Origin of the sequence: Streptomyces sp. NPDC001678 (genome assembly GCF_042892945.1) — a bacterium.
Taxonomy (GTDB): domain Bacteria; phylum Actinomycetota; class Actinomycetes; order Streptomycetales; family Streptomycetaceae; genus Streptomyces.
This window is the reverse complement of the sequence record NZ_JBIAUP010000020.1, coordinates 87249-103831: the sequence shown is the minus strand read 5'-3', so window position 1 is coordinate 103831 and position 16583 is coordinate 87249. Positions and strand designations below refer to the sequence as shown.

The window sequence follows — 16583 nt, the reverse complement described above, 5'->3', positions numbered from 1 at the left end:
CGGCTTTCCGGAGCGGGTCGGCGCTACCGGACCGAGGAGTCGGCTGGACGGATGTATATGCGCTGGCCGATGGAGGCGGCCTGCTGCACGATCCGTTTGACGGAGGCGGCGTCCACGACGGTGCTGTCGACGGCGGTGCCGTCGACGTCGTCCAGGCGCATGATTTCGAAGCGCAAGGCTTCTCCCTTCGTCTGATCCTCCTGCGGAGAACGGTGAACAGTGACGCGCGCGGCGACATTGCGACGCGCGTTCCAAGAGTGTCCAACGAGTTTAACCCTCGAAACATTCCCTACGCTAAAGAAATTTTTAACATGACTAATGAGTGACCGGGTGGTGACCGGTCTACCCCCCTGACGGCCGCGCGTGCCGGAGTGCGTTCGGGGGGAGCGAGTGGAACCCTGGTCCCACTCCCGGATACGGAAACGAGGCGATCGGCGATGGCGGCCACGGAGGGTGCCGGGCTGGGACAGCCCTGCTGGGTGAGCCTGCTGACCGCCGACCTCAAGGCGTCCCAGGACTTCTACGCGGCCGTGATGGGCTGGACGTTCCGGGCCGGCACGTTCGGCGAGGGCTTCTCCGTCGCGATCTCCGACGGCAAACCCGTCGCCGGCCTGACCGACGCCGCCCGCACCCTGGGCGTGGCCGCCGCCTGGACCTCGTACTTCGCCGTCGACGACGCCGACATGGTGGCCTCCCGGGTCCGGGAGCGCGGTGGCACGGTCGCGGTCGGCCCCCTCGCGGTCGGCCGCGGCCGCGTCGTCCTGGCGGCGGACCCGATGGGCGCCGTCTTCGGCTTCTGGGAGGGCCCTAACACCCCGGGCTGGCGGATCGGCTCCGGCTCCGCGCCCGCGTGGCTGGAGCTCCGCACCCGCGACGCGTTCGCCGCCGCCATGTTCTACGGCGAGGTCTTCGACTGGGCGATGGACCGCCCCGGCCGCTGCGAGGTCCGTTACGAGGACGACGCCGTGACCGTCCGCGCGGGCGGCCGCACCGTGGCCTCGCTGCGCGGCGGGGCCGTCGAGGCCGACCCCGACCCGCGCATCCGCCCCCGCTGGCACGTGTACTTCCGCGTCGACGACGTCGAGAAGGCCGTGGAGGCCGCCCTCGCCGAGGGCGGCGCGGTCGTCTCCGAGCCGACCCGCTCACGGGTGGGACGCGAGGCGACCCTGCGGGATCCCGAGGGGGGCCTCTTCACGGTCACCGAGAAGACGGGCTAGGCCGAAGACGGGCTGGGCCGAAGACGGGCTGGGCCGAAGACGGGCTGGGCCGAAGACGGGCCGGGTCAGGGCCGGGCCGCGTCGTTCCAGAAGCGCGCGAGCGCCTCGGCCGTGGCGGCCGGCCGCTCGGCGTTGGGGGAGTGGCCCGCGCCCGGGATCACCGTACGGACCGCCGACAGCTTCTCGGCCATCGCGTCGATCTCCGGCACCGGCCAGGCGTAGTCCAGCTCCCCGGACACCACGTGCTTGGCCAGCGGCACCCGCGCCAGCTCGGCCGTACGGTCGGGCTCGACCGTCAACTGGACACCGGTCGCCTTCAGTTGCTCGGGAACCGTGCGCATCCAGCGGTGATGGAGGAACTCCGTCAGCTCCGGCGGGGTGTCGGCGGCCGCCGCGCCCTCCGCCCCCTCGCGCTGCATCTCCCGCCAGACGCTCTCCATGTCCAGCATGCCCAGGGCCTGGACGAGCAGACGCGTACGGGCCTGCTGCGACTCGGAGATCGAGCCGGGGCCGCTGCTCATGACGGTCAGCGAGCGGAAGGGGGACGCGTCCGCGAGCACGGCGGCGCGGGTGATCAGGCCGCCGAGCGAGTGCCCGAGCAGATGCACGTCACCGCCGAGCGCGGCCGTCTGCGCGAGGACGTCGCGGGCCAACTCGTCCTGCGCGTACGCGGCCTCGTCGCGCGGCCCCGGGCTCTCGTGCTGCCCCCGCCCGTCCACGGCCACCACCCGGAACCCGGCCGCGGCGAGCGGTGCGAGCAGCGCGATGAAGTCCTCCTTGCTGCCCGTGAAGCCGGGCACGAGGAGGGCGGTGCCACGGGGCGGGGAGGAGGGGCGGGCGTCGTGCACGGCGAACTCCCCGCGGGCGGTGGTGAGGAGATACGCCTCGGCGCACGGCGGGAGGGCGAGGAAGGGGGGCCGGCTCATGGCACGAGGCTAGCGCGGGGCGGGTGACGGGCCGGAGGGGGTGCCCCGGCGCCGCCCCTGGCCTGCTACTGGCCCGTTCCCGGGCCTACTCTCGGCCTGTTCCCGGGCCCGCCCCCGGCCCCGGATACGCCCGAGCGCCGGGTGGGCTGACATCAGCCCACCCGGCGCTCGGGTTTTGGATCAGGCGTCGGCCTTGGGGGCCGCTGCCTTCCGGGTGCGCTTCGGCTTGGCCTCGGCGGCTTCGGCGGTGTCCACGGCGGCCTCGGCCTTCTTGGCCACGGCCTTCCGGGTCCGCTTCGGCTTCTCCTCCGCCGCTGCGGCGGTCTCGACCGGGGCCGCGGCAGCCTTCTTCGCGGTCGTACGGGTGCGCTTCGGCGTGGTCTCCGCTGCCTCGGCGGTGTCGACGACGGCCTCGGCCTTCTTGGCGACGGCCTTCCGAGTGCGCTTCGGCTTCTCCTCCGTCGCCTCGGCGGCGGTCTCGACGACGGCCGCGGCGGTCTTGCGGACCGTGCGGGTGCGCTTCGGCTTGGCCTCGGCCGCCTCGGCGGTGTCGACGGCGGCTGCGGCAGCCTTCTTCGCGGTGGTGCGGGTGCGCTTCGGCGTGGTCTCCGCTGCCTCGGCAGCGTCGACGACGGCCTCGGCGGCCTTCTTGGCAGCCGTGGTGCGGGTGCGCTTCGGCGTGGCCTCGACGGCCTCCACCGCCTCGGCGGTGTCCACGGCGGCCTCGGCCTTCTTGGCGACGGCCTTCCGGGTGCGCTTCGGCTTCTCCTCCGTCGCCTCGGCGGCGGTCTCGACGACGGCCGCGGCGGTCTTGCGGACCGTGCGGGTGCGCTTCGGCTTGGCCTCGGCCGCCTCGGCGGTGTCGACGACGGCCTCGGCGGCCGCCTCGGCGGTGTCGACGACGGCCTCGGCGGTCGCCTCGGCGGCGACGACGGCCTCGGCGGCCTTCTTCGCCGTCGTGCGCGTCCGCTTCGGCTTGGTCTCCGCCACCTCGGCCGTCTCGGCCGTCTCGACGACCTCGACCTCGGCCTCGGCCACGGCGACGGCCTTCTTGGCGGCCGTGCGGGTGCGGGCGCGCTTCGGCTTCGCCTCGGCGGCCTCCACCGTCTCCACGGCCTCCGCCACGCGGGCGGCCGGGACGGCCAGGGCCGCCGCGGCGCTCTCGACGGTCTGGAAGTCGACCGTGTCGGTCACCGGGGCGACGACCGGCCGGATGCGGCGGCTGCGCGTACGGGCGGGGGCCTCGGCCTTCGCCGCGGGGGCCGCGGCCGGAGCGGCGGCGGGGGCTGCGACCGGGGCCGCGGCCCGGGCCGGCTCGGCCGTCACGGCGGGCGCCGTGGCGACGGCGGTCGTACCCGCACCGGCGTTCGCACCCGCGCTGCCGCGCGTGCGGCGACGGCGACGCGGGCGGGCCGGGGTCTCCGGGGCGCCGGACGCGCTCACGGCGCTCTCGGCGGCCTTCGTCGGCTCGGCGGCCGGAGTCACGGCCGTCGCGGCCGCCGGGGCCTCCGAGCCGACCGGCGCGCCGTTGCGCGTACGGCGGCGCTGTCGCGGCGTACGGGCCGGACGCTCCTCCTCCGCGCGGTCACGGCCGCCGTCACGGCCGCCACGACGGCCACCGTCACGGCCGCCGTCACGGCCGCCGTCACGACCACCGTCCCGGCCGCGGCCACGGCCGCCCGGCTCGCCGAGGTCCTCGATCTCCTCGGCCGCGAGGCCGGCGAGGGTGCGCTCGGAGCGGGGCAGGATGCCCTTGGTACCGGCGGGGATGCCCAGCGCCTCGTACAGGTGCGGGGACGTGGAGTACGTCTCCTCCGGCTCGTCGAACGACAGCTCCAGCGCCTTGTTGATCAGCTTCCAGCGCGGGATGTCGTCCCAGTCGACCAGCGTGACGGCCGTACCCGACTTGCCCGCGCGGCCGGTGCGGCCGATGCGGTGGAGGTAGGTCTTCTCGTCCTCGGGGGTCTGGTAGTTGATCACGTGCGTGACGTCGTCGACGTCGATGCCGCGCGCGGCGACGTCGGTGCAGACCAGCACGTCGACCTTGCCGTTGCGGAAGGCGCGCAGCGCCTGCTCGCGGGCGCCCTGGCCGAGGTCGCCGTGGACGGCGCCGGCGGCGAAACCGCGCCGGGTGAGCTGCTCGGAGATGTCGGCGGCCGTCCGCTTCGTACGGCAGAAGATCATCGCGCGGTTGCGGCCCTCCGCCTGCAGGATGCGGGCGACCATCTCCGGCTTGTCCATGTTGTGGGCGCGGAAGATGTGCTGCGCGATGTTGGCGTGCGTCTGGCCCTCGTCGTCCGGCGAGGTGGCGCGGATGTGCGTGGGCTGCGACATGTAGCGACGCGCGAGCGAGATGACCGCACCGGGCATGGTCGCCGAGAAGAGCATCGTCTGGCGCTTGGCCGGGAGCATCGTGATGATGCGCTCGACGTCGGGCAGGAAGCCCAGGTCCAGCATCTCGTCGGCCTCGTCGAGGACGAGCGCCTTGACGTGGGCGAGGTTCAGCTTCTTCTGGCCGGCGAGGTCGAGCAGCCGGCCGGGGGTGCCGACGATGACGTCGACGCCCTTCTTGAGGGCCTCGACCTGGGGCTCGTAGGCGCGGCCGCCGTAGATCGCCTGGACGCGGACGTTGCGGACCTTGCCGGCGGTGAGGAGGTCGTTGGTGACCTGCTGGCACAGCTCACGGGTGGGGACCACGATGAGCGCCTGCGGGGCGTCGGTCAGCTGCTCGGGCTTCGCCCGGCCCGCCTCCACGTCGGCGGGGACGACGACGCGCTCCAGCAGGGGCAGGCCGAAGCCCAGGGTCTTGCCGGTGCCGGTCTTGGCCTGGCCGATGACATCGGAGCCGGAGAGCGCGACCGGAAGGGTCATTTCCTGAATGGGGAACGGATTCACGATGCCGACGGCCTCGAGGGCCTCGGCGGTTTCGGACAGAATCCCGAGGTCACGGAAAGTGGACAGAGTCTTGCCTCTTCTGTGAGACGCGGCGCGAAGCGGCGAAGGGGGTCGTACGTGAGGACGTACGGACCGCGCGGGGGTACTGAGCCGGCCACCGGGTGGGGGCCGGGCGCGGCGCGGGACCACTGCCTTCGCTCGAGCACACGTGCCGCGAGCGGATCCCTCCAGGTGCGTACGACTCGTGCGCACCCCGCGGAGGGCGGTCGGTTGTGTGGAAGCCGATCGGGCCACCGACCGGGCATCCGCTGGAGTCCTGGAGACTCGCCTCCAGAAGACACAGCATGAGTTCGGCCGGCCGAATACTCGGCTGGCCTATTAGCACTGTACCCCGGAAAGGCGCATGTGTGTCCGGACAATCGGGTGTCCGGATCGGGATGAACTGTCTGACCAGGGGGTTCGCCGTGTCGCGTGGCGGGCTATCGTTCGCTGCATGGAGACGCCCGACACGCCAGAGAACGCCACCGAGCCCGTCTCCCCGGACGCCGGGGAGCACACCGGAATCGCCGCCCAGGACTGGGCCACGGCATCCGCGGACCCGCAGTACCGGGCGGCCGTCGTGGATCTGCTCGGCGCCCTCGCCTACGGTGAGCTGGCCGCCTTCGAGCGGCTGGCGGAGGACGCCAAGCTCGCGCCGACCCTGGACGACAAGGCGGCCCTGGCCAAGATGGCCGCGGCCGAGTTCCAGCACTTCCAGCGGCTGCGGGACCGGCTGGAGGCGATCGACGCGCCGCCGACCGCCGCGATGGAGCCCTTCGCGGCCGGCGTGGACGAGTTCCACCGGCTGACCGCGCCCTCGGACTGGCTGGAGGGCCTGGTCAAGGCGTATGTGGGCGATTCGATCGCCAGTGACTTCTACCGTGAGGTCGCGGCGCGGCTGGACTCCGACACCCGGGCGCTGGTGCTGGCCGTGCTCGACGACACGGGCCATGCCTCGTTCGCGGTCGAGAAGGTGCGGGCGGCGATCGAGGCCGAGCCCCGGGTGGGCGGGCGGCTCGCGCTCTGGGCGCGCCGGCTGATGGGCGAGGCGCTCTCGCAGGCGCAGCGTGTGGTCGCCGACCGGGACGCCCTGTCGACGATGCTCGTGGGCGGGGTGGCCGACGGCTTCGATCTTGCCGAGGTCGGGAAGATGTTCTCCCGGATCACCGAGGCGCACACCAAGCGCATGGCCGCGCTGGGCCTGGCGGCATAACAGACGCCGGAGCAGCGGGACGCTCAACGCTCACCACCGGTCATCCCGTCTCACCACCGGTATCCCGTCGCGGGCCGCGGTCGTCAGGCCGTGGCCGAGCGGCGGGGCCGGCCGGTGGGGCGCAGCAGCAGCGAGAGCAGCGCGACGCAGACGCCCAGGGAGACGCCCAGCGTGGCGAGGGTGTGGCCCGGGCCCAGCACGGAATGGCCCAGGAGGGCGCCGAAGAGGGCGGCGCCCGGTCCGGTGGACAGGGCCAGGCCCCGGGAGCGGATCTGCCCGAAGCGGGCGGGAAGCCAGCGCAGGGCCGCACAGGAGACGGCGAGGCCGATGAGGACCGAGCCGAGCGCTTCCCAGAGGATCATGCTCAATACCCTCCCAGTGAGGTGGCCGAGAAGCGGGGTGCAAATCGGTCGTAGCGGTCTTACCCCGGGACACCCCGGGGCAACCCTCGACGACGATCTCGGTACACCCCCGTACCGGGCCCCGTACTGGCTGACAACAACGGCGGGGCCCCGGTGAATTCCATACCGGGGCCCCGCCGTTCAATTCCGCTGGAAGCGGGTCACATCGCGCCGAAGCCGACCTTGCGGGTCGCGGGCTCGCCGATCTCCACGTACGCCAGGCGGTCGGCCGGCACCAGGACCTTGCGGCCACGGTCGTCCGTCAGGCTCAGCAGCGCGGACTTGCCGGCGAGCGCCTCGGCCACCACACGCTCGACTTCCTCGGCAGCCAGCCCGCTCTCCAGAACGATCTCGCGGGGCGCGTGCTGCACGCCGATCTTGACCTCCACGGTCTGTCCCTCCGAAGGTTGGGGTCCCCCATGGCTGAGCCCAGGGGAGGGGTGCGCGGACCAGCCGCGCCGTACGTTCCCCACATTAGCCCGGTAAGGGCGGTCCGCCGGGCCTCGCCCGCACGCTCGCAGCGAACATCATTCGCCGCGTGTCACCGCCGCGCGTCAGCCCTGCTCGTGGCCGACCTTGGGGAAGCCCGCGATACCGCGCCAGGCCAGCGAGGTCAGCAGCTGGACGGCCGTCTCGCGCGGCACGGTGCTCTCGCTGGAGAGCCAGTAGCGGGCGACCACCTGGGAGACGCCGCCGAGGCCCACGGCCAGCAGCATGGCCTCGTCCTTCGACAGGCCGGTGTCCTCGGCCACGACCTCGCTGATCGCCTCCGCGCACTCCAGCGAGACCCGCTCGACGCGCTCGCGCACGGCCGGCTCGTTGGTGAGGTCGGACTCGAAGACCAGGCGGAAGGCGCCGCCCTCGTCCTCGACGTAGGCGAAGTAGGCGTCCATGGTGGCCGCCACGCGCTGCTTGTTCTCGTTGGTGGAGGCGAGCGCCGTGCGGACCGCCTGCAGGAGGTTGTCGCAGTGCTGGTCCAGCAGGGCCAGGTAGAGGTCCAGCTTGCCGGGGAAGTGCTGGTAGAGGACCGGCTTGCTCACGCCCGCGCGCTCGGCGATGTCGTCCATCGCGGCCGCGTGGTAACCCTGCGCCACGAAGACCTCCTGGGCCGCGCCCAGGAGCTGATTGCGTCGGGCTCGGCGCGGCAGGCGCGTGCCACGCGGGCGCGCCTCGGTCTGCTCGATGGCTGTCACGCCGCCTCCCATGTCGTTTTCTGTGCTCCCCCGGCGGCAGCCGGGAGGTGCCCGGTGTGCACGCGCCCGCCATCGTACTTTTGGGTAACCGGGGCGTGCGCGGTAGGAGCGGAGAATTTCATGGACCGGTCGCTGTAGGAAATCGACAAATCGTCGATTATCCGCTCAGGTGCCCCGGGAGTCAGCGGTAGTCGTCCTCGTCCAGCTCCACCACCCGGGCCTGCTCGGCGCGGTCCGCCTCGTTCGCCGCGCCCGGGTCGACGTGCGCCAGCGAGTCGTCCTCGTGCGGGGACAGGTCCGCGTGCTGCTCGGCCGCGTCCGCCTCCGGGGTCTCCGCGTCGAAGTCCATGGCAACCGCCTCGTCGTCGAGTTCTTCCTCAAAGGTGTCCGGGTCGGTCGGGTCGACTGGCATAACGGATCCCTTCCGGTATCCGGGATGAACGCTCCTCTTGGATGAACGCCCCTCTTACTCCTTGATACTCCCTGTCGGGCAGCCTAGGAGAGAGCGCCCCGCACCGCCAGGCGATCTGTGACCCCCACCACAAGGGCCCCGGCGTGATCGTCTCGTAACATTGCCCGCATGTCATCGACCGAGTCGCCGGACACCGGTGCCGTGCCCGTGGTGCCGCCCACGCGGTCCTCACGGGTCAGTCCGGGGGAGGTGCTGCGCACGGTGGCCCTGCCCGGGGTCACGCTGACGGTCCGCTCCCGCCCGCCCGTCCGCGCCGGACTGCCGCCCGCGCTCTTCGTCCACGGGCTCGGCGGTTCCTCGCAGAACTGGTCCGAGCTGATGGACCGGCTCGCGGACGCCGTCGACGGCGAGGCCCTCGACCTGCCCGGCTTCGGTGACGCGCCCCCGCCGGAGGACGGCGACTACTCCATCACGGGGTACGCGCGCGTGGTCATCCGCCATCTCGACAGCAGCGGCCGCGGGCCCGTCCACCTGTTCGGCAATTCGCTGGGCGGCGCCGTCGCCACCCGCGTCGCCGCGGTCCGCCCCGACCTCGTCCGTACGCTCACGCTCGTCTCGCCCGCCCTGCCCGAGCTGCGCCCCCAGCGCACGGCGGTGCCCACCGGGCTGCTCGCCGTGCCCGGCGTCGTCTCCCTCTTCGCCCGGATGACGAAGGAGTGGACGGTCGAGCGCCGTACCCGCGAGGTGCTCGCCCTCTGTTACGGCGACCCCGCCCGGGTGACCCCCGAGGGCTTCGCCCTGGCCGTCGCCGAATACGAGCGGCGCCTGGAGCTCCCCTACTTCTGGGACGTCATGGCCCGCTCGGCGCGCGGCATCGTCGACGCGTACACACTCGGCGGACAGCATTCGCTGTGGCGTCAGGCGGAGAAGGTCCTTGCCCCTACTCTGCTCGTGTACGGAGTGCGCGATCAGCTCGTCTCCATCCGCATGGCCCGCCGCGCGAACAAGGCATTCCGCGACTCGCGGCTGCTGACGCTTCTCGAGGCGGGGCATGTCGCGATGATGGAGGACCCGGACGCGGTGGCTCGCGCCTTCCGGGACCTGCTCGCGGACACCGTCACGACACCGACACCGGAACGGAGCGCCCCGCCCCGTGGGTAAACACAGCGCACGCGCCGACCGGCCGCCCCACGGGGCCGCCGCGGGCGCCGCCCCCGGCTCGGGCCGCCGCCGCACCGAGGGCGGGCCCGGCCCCGGGGCCTCGCTGCCCGACACCGGGCAGCCCGTGCCCGGCCCCGGCCCGGGGCGCCGGCGCGGTAGCGCCTCCGGCAGGGACGCCGAGGAGCTCGCCGCCGACTTCGACGCGGGATTCGGCCACGACTACGACGCCGGTTACCACGCGGGCTACAGCTCGGGCTTCACCCCGGGCGCGGCCGCCGAGCCGCGCGAGCCGGTGCTGGGCTGGGGCGTCATCGGCGCCCAGCGCGCCCAGGGCGCGGCCGGTCCGGCCGCCCCGCCGGCCGGACCCACCCGCTTCACCACGGGATACGTGCCCGCCGACGCCCTCCACGGCGATGCCCTCCACGGTGATCCGCTCGCGGACCCGGCGGCCGGGCCCGGGCCGTCGGCCGGTTCCGCCCGGCCCGCCCCGCCCCGGCCCCGCCGTGACGGCGGGCGCGCGGCGGCCCGCGGCGCCGGGAACCGTGGCGGCGGGACCCGTGGCGGCACCGGGCGGACGGTGATCGGCGTCGCGGCGGCCGTGGTGACGGCCGTCCTCGCGGTGACGGTGACCACCCAGCTGCGGGACGGCGGCGACGACGCGGCACGGGCGCGCGCCGCGGACGTCGGCAAGCGCGTGGACCCCGAGGCGGCCTCGCGCTCCGACAGCAGACCCACGCCCAAGGGCGGTGCCGAGGTGCCCGCCACGTACGAGCAGAAGATGGCGAAGAAGTACCCGCTGGAGGCCGACGCGGGGGCCTCGGGTGAATTCGTGACCGTGGCGGGTCATGACAAGGCCCCCGGTAAGGGTGATGTTCTCCGGTACCGCGTTGACGTGGAGAAGGGCCTGCCGTTCGACGGCTCGCTCTTCGCCACCGCCGTCCACCGCACTCTCAACGACGACCGCAGCTGGGGTCACGGCGGCAAGCGCACCTTCGAGCGCGTCTCCTCCGGCGACGCCGACTTCGTCGTCACCCTGGCCAGCCCGAAGACGACGGCCGCCTGGTGCGCCAAGTCCGGCCTGGACACCACCGAGGACAACGTCTCCTGCGACTCGGCCGCGACCGACCGCGTGATGATCAACGCCTATCGCTGGGCACAGGGCTCGCAGACCTTCGGCGACCGGATGCACGAGTACCGGCAGATGCTGATCAACCACGAGGTCGGCCACCGCCTCGGCCACGACCACGAGTCCTGCGCCAAGGAGGGCGCGCTCGCGCCCGTGATGATGCAGCAGACCAAGTTCCTCACGACCGACGGGAAGACCTGCCGTCCCAACGCCTGGCCCTTCCCGGGGTCCGGTTCCTGAGACGGCTGGTCTCGCACCCTGAGACACCTTTGCGGCTGGGCGAAAATTCGTTCAGTCTTCTCGGCATGTCGTCCCGCCCCGCCTTCGAGAACGCCGCCTTCGAGCTGGCGCTGATCGGCGTGGCCGCGCACTCCGTCGCCGACATTCACTGTCGCTGAACGACCCGTTCCGGCATCTCCCCGCGTATTTCCGCGCGCCTTCACGCGTCGCGTCCGCCGGGGGCGGTACGGGCGCTTCCGCGCGCTCTTCTCCTGCCGCCTTCCGGGAACGCGTTCCGCGCTCCTCCCCCCTCGCATTCCCGCGAAAGGCCTGACCTGTCATGCGTCAACTGTCCGTCATATCCCGCCGCGTGGCCGCGGCAGCCGTCAGCGTGGTCCTGGTCGGCGGCGCGGCGGCGTGCGGCCCGAAGGGGAGCGGCGGTGACTCCGCCGGCGGCGGCGCCGACGGCGCGCCGAAGAAGGGCGGCACGCTCACGGTCCTCAACAGAGCGCCGCAGAAGCAGTTCGACCCCGCCCGCCTCTACACCTCCGGCGGCGGCAACATCCCCTCGCTCGTCTACCGCACCCTCACCACCCGCAACCGCGAGAACGGCGCCGAGGGCACCAAGGTCGTCCCCGACCTCGCCACCGACACCGGCACCGCGAGCGACGACGCGAAGACCTGGACGTACAGGCTCAAGGACGGGCTGAAGTACGAGGACGGCACGCCCATCACCTCCGCCGACATCAAGTACGGCGTCGAGCGCTCCTTCGCCCCCGAACTCTCCGGCGGCGCCCCTTACTTGCGCGACTGGCTCATCGGCGGCGACACCTACCAGGGTCCGTACAAGGAGAAGAAGGGTCTCGACTCCATCGAGACCCCCGACGCGAAGACCATCGTCTTCAAGCTGAAGAAGTCCGAGGGCGACTTCCCCTACTTCGCGACCTCCACCCAGTTCGCCCCCGTGCCCAAGGCCATGGACACCGGCGCCAAGTACGCCGAGCACCCCGTCTCCTCCGGCCCGTACAAGGTCGTGAAGAACACCAACGACGGCGAGCAGATGGTCCTGGAGCGCAACCCCAACTGGTCCGAGGAGACCGACAAGGAGCGCCACGCCTACCCCGACCGCATCGAGGTCAAGTCCGGCCTCGCCCCGGCGGTCATCAACCAGCGGCTCTCCGCCGGCCAGGGCGCCGACGCGGCCGCCGTGACCACCGACACCAACCTCGGCCCCGCCGAGCTCGCCCAGGTCACCGGCGACAAGAAGCTGGCCGCCCGCGTCGGCACCGGCCACTTCGGCTACACCAACTACCTGGCCTTCAACCCCAAGGCCAAGCCCTTCGACAACCCGAAGGTGCGCGAGGCCGTCGCCTACGCCGTGAACCGCACCAGCGTCGTCAACGCCGCCGGCGGCTCCGCGCTGGCCGAGCCCGCCACCACCTTCCTGCCCAACCAGAAGTCCTTCGGCTTCACGCCCTACGACCCCTTCCCGGCGGGCGCCAACGGCAACGCCGCGAAGGCCAAGGAGCTGCTGAAGGACGCCGGTTACGCGGACGGCCTGGACATCACGCTGACCCATTCCACCGCCCAGAACTTCGAGACCAGCCCCGAGATCGCCACCGCGCTCCAGGCCGCCCTCAAGGAGGCCGGCATCCGGGTCAAGCTGGAGGGCCTGGAGGAGAACGACTACGACGAGAAGACCCACAGCGTCGACAAGCAGCCCGATCTCTTCCTCGCCCACTGGGGCGCCGACTGGCCCTCCGGCGGCCCCTTCCTCGCCCCGATCTTCGACGGCCGGCAGATCGTCAAGGACGGCGCCAACTTCAACGCCTCCCGCCTCGACGACTCCGCGGTCAACGACGAGATCGACGCGATCAACAAGATCACCGACCATGACGCCGCCGCCAAGCGCTGGGGCGCCCTGGACCAGAAGATCGGCGCCCAGGCACTGACCGTGCCGCTCTTCCACCCGGTCTACAAGCGCCTCGTCGGCAAGGACGTCAAGAACGTCGTCATCAGCGACTGGACCGGTGTCCTCGACGTCTCCCAGGTCGCCGTCAAGTGACCACCGAACCGATCACCACCCAGGAACCGGTGGCGGGAGCCGCTCCCGCCTCCGGCGCCCGGCAGGTATGGCGGCGGCTGCGCGCGCGCAAGTCCGCGCTCGCGGCCGCCGCCGTCCTGGGCCTCCTCGCACTCCTCGCCCTCGGCGCGCCCCTGCTGGCCGCCCTGGAGGGCCAGGACCCCAACAGCTACCACGACACCCTCGTCGACTCCGCCCGCGGCGGCGTCCCGCTCGGCGACCTCGGCGGCATCGGCGCCGAGCACTGGCTGGGCGTCGAACCCGGCACCGGCCGCGACCTGTTCGTCCGTCTCCTGTACGGCGCCCGCGTCTCGCTGCTCGTCGGCATCGGCGCCACGCTCGTCCAGGTGCTCATCGGCCTCGCCGTGGGCCTGGCGGCCGCACTCGGCAGCCGCGCCGTGGAGAGCGCGCTCGGCCACCTCACCGACGTCATGGTGGCAATGCCCCTGCTGGTCTTCGCCATCGCCCTGATGGCCGTCGTCCCGGCCGGCTTCCCCCGCCCCGTGCTGCTCGTCATCGCCATCGGACTGCTCAACTGGGGCGGCATGGCCCGGCTCGTCCGCGCCCAGGCCCTGAGCCTCACGAAGCTCGACTTCGTCTCGGCCGCCCGGCTCACCGGCGCCTCCCGGCGCCGCATCGCCCGCCGGGAACTGCTGCCCTCGCTCGCCGCCCCCGTGATCACCTACGCGGCCGTGCTGCTGCCCGCCAACATCGTCATCGAGGCGAGCATGTCCTTCCTCGGCGTCGGCGTGAAGCCGCCCACCCCCTCCTGGGGACAGATGCTCTCCACGGCCACCACCTGGTTCCGCGCCGACCCCATGTACGTCCTGCTGCCCGCCCTCATGCTCTTCGTCACCACCCTCGCCTTCACCGTCTTCGGCGACGGGCTGCGCACGGCGCTCGACCCGCGCCAGGCGAGCCGGCTCGGAGCCGGCCGCAAGCGGCGCACGCCCCGCACGAGCGGCGCGGGGACCCGCACGAGCGACGCGGGAGGTGCGGCATGACCGGCTACTTCCTGCGCCGCGCCCTCGGCGCGCTCGCCGTCGTCCTCGTGCTCTCCGCCGTCGTCTACGCGACCTTCTACATCGCCCCCGGCGACCCCGCGCGCCTGGCCTGCGGCCCCCGCTGCAACCCCGAACAGATCAGCCAGGTCCGCGAACAGCTCTCCCTGAACGACCCCGTGTACGTGCAGTACTGGCACTTCCTCCAGGGCATCGTCACCGGGCACGACTACTCCACCGGCACCGGCGTCCTCCACTGCCAGGCACCGTGCTTCGGATTGTCGTACCAGAACGACCAGCAGGTCACCGACCTGATCGTCCAGCGGCTGCCCGCCACCGCCTCCCTCGCGACCGGCGCCATGGTCGTCTGGCTGCTGCTCGGCACCGGCACCGGACTGCTGTCCGCGCTCCGCCGCGGCGGCCCCACCGAGCGCGTGCTCACCTGGCTCACGCTCGCCGGCACCGCCACCCCCGTCTTCATCAGCGGCCTCGGCCTGCTGATGCTGTTCTGCGCCTACCTGGAGTGGCTGCCCTTCCCGACGTATGTGCCGCTCATGGACGACCCCGAGCAGTGGGCCTGGAACATGCTGCTGCCCTGGCTCGCCCTCGGCCTCCTCGAGTCGGCGAAATACGCCCGGCTGACCCGCAGTTCCATGCTGGAGACGCTGGCGGAGGACCACATCCGCACCTTCCGCGCCTACGGGGCGACCGAGCGCTCCCTGATCGCCCGGCACGCCCTGCGCGGCGCCGTCGCCCCCGTCGTCGCGCTCACCGCCGCCGACTTCGGGTCGATGTTCGGCAACGCCGTGCTCACCGAGATGATGTTCGGCCTGCCCGGCATCGGACAGCTCCTGGTGAACGCCACCCGCACCATCGACCTGCCCGTCGTCGTCGCCGTCGTGATGGTCACCGGCACCGCCGTCGTGATCGCCAACATCGTGGCGGACCTGCTCTACGCCGCCGCCGACCGAAGGGTGGTGCTCCGATGACGACCGTCACGCCCCCGCCGACCGGGACCGACGAACCCCTCGTCGTCGTGGACGACCTGTCCGTCCGCTTCCCCACCGGTTCCGGCGACGGTGCCGTCCAGGCCGTCTCCGGGCTCTCCTTCACCCTCGCCCCCGGCGGCGCCCTCGCCGTCGTCGGCGAGTCCGGCTCCGGCAAGTCCACCGCCGCCTACGCCCTCCTCGGCCTCCACCACGGCACCGGCGCCGAGGTCGGCGGCACCGTGCGCGTCGCCGGCCAGGACGTCCAGGCCGCCGACGAGGCCACCCTGCGGCGGCTGCGCGGCGGAACGGCCGCCATGGTCTTCCAGGACCCGCTGTCCTCGCTCGACCCGTACCAGGCCATCGGCGACCAGATCGCCGAGGTCCACCGGCTGCACCACCCGGGCGCCGGCCGCCGCGCGGCCCGCGCCCGCGCCGTGGAGGTCCTCGACCGCGTCGGCATCCCCGACGCGGCCCGGCGCGCCCGCTCCCGCCCGCACGAGTTCAGCGGCGGCATGCGCCAGCGCGCCCTCATCGCCATGGCGCTGGCCTGCGACCCCCGGCTCCTCGTCGCCGACGAGCCCACCACGGCCCTCGACGTCACCGTCCAGGCCCAGATCCTCGGCCTCCTGCGCGAGCTGCGCGAGGAGACCGGCATGGGCCTCATCCTCGTCACCCACGACCTGGGCGTGGCCGCCTCCAGCGTCGACGAGCTGCTGGTGATGAAGGACGGCCGGGCCGTCGAGCACGGCCCGGCGCACGAGATCCTCGCCCGGCCCCGGGAGGACTACACCCGTGAACTGTTGGCGGCCGTCCCGCGCGTAAACGTCCGCCGGGACGGAACCGGCACGACCGGACGTGACGACTCCGCGCAGCCCGTCCTCCTCGAAGCCTCCGGCCTCCGGCGGGAGTTCGGGCGGGGAAAGAAGACCGTCACCGCCGTCGACGACGTGACGCTCACCGTCCGGGCCGGGGAGACCGTCGGCGTCGTCGGTGAATCCGGCAGTGGCAAGACCACTCTCGGCCGGATGCTGGTGCGCCTGCTGGAGCCCACCGGCGGCGAGCTGCGCTACCGGGGCCGCGACATCGGCGGCCTGAAAGAGCGTGAGCTGCGCTCCTTCCGCAACGAGCTCCAGATGGTCTTCCAGGACCCCGTCTCCTCGCTCAACCCGCGCCGCAGCATCGGAGAGTCGATCGCCGACCCGCTGCGGGCCGCCGGACGGCTGGACGACGCCCGGATCGTCGCCCGCGTACGGGAACTCCTGGAGCGCGTCGGCCTCGACCCGGACGCCTACCACCGCTACCCGCACGAGTTCAGCGGCGGCCAGCGGCAGCGCGTGGGCATCGCCCGCGCCCTGGCCCCCGAACCGAAGCTGATCGTGTGCGACGAGCCCGTCTCCGCCCTCGACGTCACCACACAGGCGCAGGTCGTGCGGCTGCTGGGCGAGTTGCAGCGCGAGCTCGGACTGGCCGTGGTCTTCATCGCCCACGACCTCGCCGTCGTCCGTCAGGTCAGCGACCGGCTCGTCGTCATGCGCGGCGGCCGGATCGTCGAGGAGGGCCCCGCCGACACCGTCTACGAGCGGCCCCGGCACGCCTACACCCAGGGCCTGCTCGCGGCGGTGCCCCGGCTCGAACCGGCGGAAGCCACCGCATAGCGCGGAACAACGCCGCATCTGGCCGAAAGTCACTTCTGTTCACCCCTTCCGGT

The 16583-nt window shown here is 72.8% G+C and carries 16 protein-coding genes; 9 read left to right on the top strand and 7 right to left on the bottom strand.

The genetic code is table 11. From position 1 onward, the window contains the following. Positions 1 to 23 precede the first annotated feature (23 nt). A complete protein-coding gene (locus ACFYZR_RS30090; RefSeq protein WP_391916021.1) occupies positions 24 to 176 on the bottom strand; it encodes a hypothetical protein in 153 nt (50 codons plus the stop codon). Positions 177 to 437: 261 nt separating this feature from the next. Between ACFYZR_RS30090 and ACFYZR_RS30085 the strand changes: the two genes are divergently transcribed. Continuing rightward, positions 438 to 1217 (top strand): VOC family protein, encoded by a 780-nt coding sequence (locus tag ACFYZR_RS30085; protein ID WP_391916018.1) that lies wholly within the window; start codon positions 438 to 440, stop codon positions 1215 to 1217. 65 nt (positions 1218 to 1282) lie between these two features. Here the strand turns inward: ACFYZR_RS30085 and ACFYZR_RS30080 are convergent, their stop codons facing one another. Further along, positions 1283 to 2143 carry an alpha/beta fold hydrolase gene (locus tag ACFYZR_RS30080; RefSeq protein WP_391916015.1) on the bottom strand — a complete coding sequence of 287 codons (861 nt, stop codon included), beginning with the start codon at positions 2141 to 2143 and terminating at the stop codon, positions 1283 to 1285. A 180-nt stretch (positions 2144 to 2323) separates the two neighbouring features. After that, positions 2324 to 5014, bottom strand: a complete 2691-nt coding sequence (locus ACFYZR_RS30075) for a DEAD/DEAH box helicase (protein ID WP_391916012.1) — start codon at positions 5012 to 5014, stop codon at positions 2324 to 2326. A gap of 517 nt (positions 5015 to 5531) precedes the next feature. Between ACFYZR_RS30075 and ACFYZR_RS30070 the strand changes: the two genes are divergently transcribed. Further along, positions 5532 to 6290 (top strand): ferritin-like fold-containing protein, encoded by a 759-nt coding sequence (locus ACFYZR_RS30070; protein WP_361704778.1) that lies wholly within the window; start codon positions 5532 to 5534, stop codon positions 6288 to 6290. An 83-nt stretch (positions 6291 to 6373) separates the two neighbouring features. Here ACFYZR_RS30070 and ACFYZR_RS30065 read toward each other — a convergent pair whose 3' ends face one another. From ACFYZR_RS30065 to ACFYZR_RS30050, 4 genes are all read right to left on the bottom strand, one after another. Next, positions 6374 to 6652, bottom strand: coding sequence for a hypothetical protein (locus ACFYZR_RS30065; protein ID WP_391916009.1), 279 nt, complete (start codon positions 6650 to 6652; stop codon positions 6374 to 6376). A gap of 200 nt (positions 6653 to 6852) precedes the next feature. Then, on the bottom strand, positions 6853 to 7080 hold the full coding sequence (locus ACFYZR_RS30060) for a DUF3107 domain-containing protein (RefSeq protein WP_391916007.1): 228 nt from the start codon (positions 7078 to 7080) through the stop codon (positions 6853 to 6855). A 165-nt stretch (positions 7081 to 7245) separates the two neighbouring features. Next, positions 7246 to 7884: a TetR/AcrR family transcriptional regulator gene (locus tag ACFYZR_RS30055; RefSeq protein WP_391916005.1), complete on the bottom strand. Its 639-nt coding sequence runs from the start codon at positions 7882 to 7884 to the stop codon at positions 7246 to 7248. Between the two features lie 181 nt (positions 7885 to 8065). Beyond that, entirely contained in the window at positions 8066 to 8296 is a 231-nt protein-coding gene (locus tag ACFYZR_RS30050; protein ID WP_391916003.1) for a hypothetical protein, read from the bottom strand. Positions 8297 to 8464: 168 nt separating this feature from the next. On the opposite strand from ACFYZR_RS30050, the gene ACFYZR_RS30045 reads away from it, so the two are divergent. The 7 genes from ACFYZR_RS30045 (at position 8465) to ACFYZR_RS30015 (ending at position 16530) form a co-directional block, all read left to right on the top strand. After that, on the top strand, positions 8465 to 9457 hold the full coding sequence (locus tag ACFYZR_RS30045; RefSeq protein ID WP_391916001.1) for an alpha/beta fold hydrolase: 993 nt from the start codon (positions 8465 to 8467) through the stop codon (positions 9455 to 9457). Then, positions 9450 to 10823 (top strand): DUF3152 domain-containing protein, encoded by a 1374-nt coding sequence (locus ACFYZR_RS30040; RefSeq protein ID WP_391915998.1) that lies wholly within the window; start codon positions 9450 to 9452, stop codon positions 10821 to 10823. Before ACFYZR_RS30045 ends, ACFYZR_RS30040 begins: the two co-directional genes overlap by 8 nt. A gap of 65 nt (positions 10824 to 10888) precedes the next feature. Continuing rightward, the gene (locus tag ACFYZR_RS30035) at positions 10889 to 10981 is read left to right on the top strand and encodes an Ms4533A family Cys-rich leader peptide (RefSeq protein ID WP_346429068.1); all 93 of its coding nucleotides are present in this window, start codon (positions 10889 to 10891) and stop codon (positions 10979 to 10981) included. 161 nt (positions 10982 to 11142) lie between these two features. Next, positions 11143 to 12867 carry an ABC transporter substrate-binding protein gene (locus tag ACFYZR_RS30030; protein ID WP_391915995.1) on the top strand — a complete coding sequence of 575 codons (1725 nt, stop codon included), beginning with the start codon at positions 11143 to 11145 and terminating at the stop codon, positions 12865 to 12867. Then, positions 12864 to 13889, top strand: a complete 1026-nt coding sequence (locus ACFYZR_RS30025; RefSeq protein ID WP_391915993.1) for an ABC transporter permease — start codon at positions 12864 to 12866, stop codon at positions 13887 to 13889. The genes ACFYZR_RS30030 and ACFYZR_RS30025 overlap by 4 nt, the downstream gene beginning before the upstream one ends. Continuing rightward, positions 13886 to 14875: an ABC transporter permease gene (locus ACFYZR_RS30020; RefSeq protein WP_391915990.1), complete on the top strand. Its 990-nt coding sequence runs from the start codon at positions 13886 to 13888 to the stop codon at positions 14873 to 14875. The genes ACFYZR_RS30025 and ACFYZR_RS30020 overlap by 4 nt, the downstream gene beginning before the upstream one ends. Further along, positions 14872 to 16530: a dipeptide ABC transporter ATP-binding protein gene (locus ACFYZR_RS30015; RefSeq protein WP_391915987.1), complete on the top strand. Its 1659-nt coding sequence runs from the start codon at positions 14872 to 14874 to the stop codon at positions 16528 to 16530. Before ACFYZR_RS30020 ends, ACFYZR_RS30015 begins: the two co-directional genes overlap by 4 nt. Positions 16531 to 16583 lie beyond the last annotated feature (53 nt).

Coding starts and splice junctions, on each gene's coding strand:
- ACFYZR_RS30075 (WP_391916012.1), bottom strand. CDS start 5,014: ATGACCCTTCCGGTCGCGCTCTCCGGCTCCGATGTCATCGGCCAGGCC.
- ACFYZR_RS30030 (WP_391915995.1), top strand. CDS start 11,143: ATGCGTCAACTGTCCGTCATATCCCGCCGCGTGGCCGCGGCAGCCGTC.
- ACFYZR_RS30085 (WP_391916018.1), top strand. CDS start 438: ATGGCGGCCACGGAGGGTGCCGGGCTGGGACAGCCCTGCTGGGTGAGC.
- ACFYZR_RS30035 (WP_346429068.1), top strand. CDS start 10,889: ATGTCGTCCCGCCCCGCCTTCGAGAACGCCGCCTTCGAGCTGGCGCTG.
- ACFYZR_RS30050 (WP_391916003.1), bottom strand. CDS start 8,296: ATGCCAGTCGACCCGACCGACCCGGACACCTTTGAGGAAGAACTCGAC.
- ACFYZR_RS30045 (WP_391916001.1), top strand. CDS start 8,465: ATGTCATCGACCGAGTCGCCGGACACCGGTGCCGTGCCCGTGGTGCCG.
- ACFYZR_RS30065 (WP_391916009.1), bottom strand. CDS start 6,652: ATGATCCTCTGGGAAGCGCTCGGCTCGGTCCTCATCGGCCTCGCCGTC.
- ACFYZR_RS30070 (WP_361704778.1), top strand. CDS start 5,532: ATGGAGACGCCCGACACGCCAGAGAACGCCACCGAGCCCGTCTCCCCG.
- ACFYZR_RS30080 (WP_391916015.1), bottom strand. CDS start 2,143: ATGAGCCGGCCCCCCTTCCTCGCCCTCCCGCCGTGCGCCGAGGCGTAT.
- ACFYZR_RS30020 (WP_391915990.1), top strand. CDS start 13,886: ATGACCGGCTACTTCCTGCGCCGCGCCCTCGGCGCGCTCGCCGTCGTC.
- ACFYZR_RS30015 (WP_391915987.1), top strand. CDS start 14,872: ATGACGACCGTCACGCCCCCGCCGACCGGGACCGACGAACCCCTCGTC.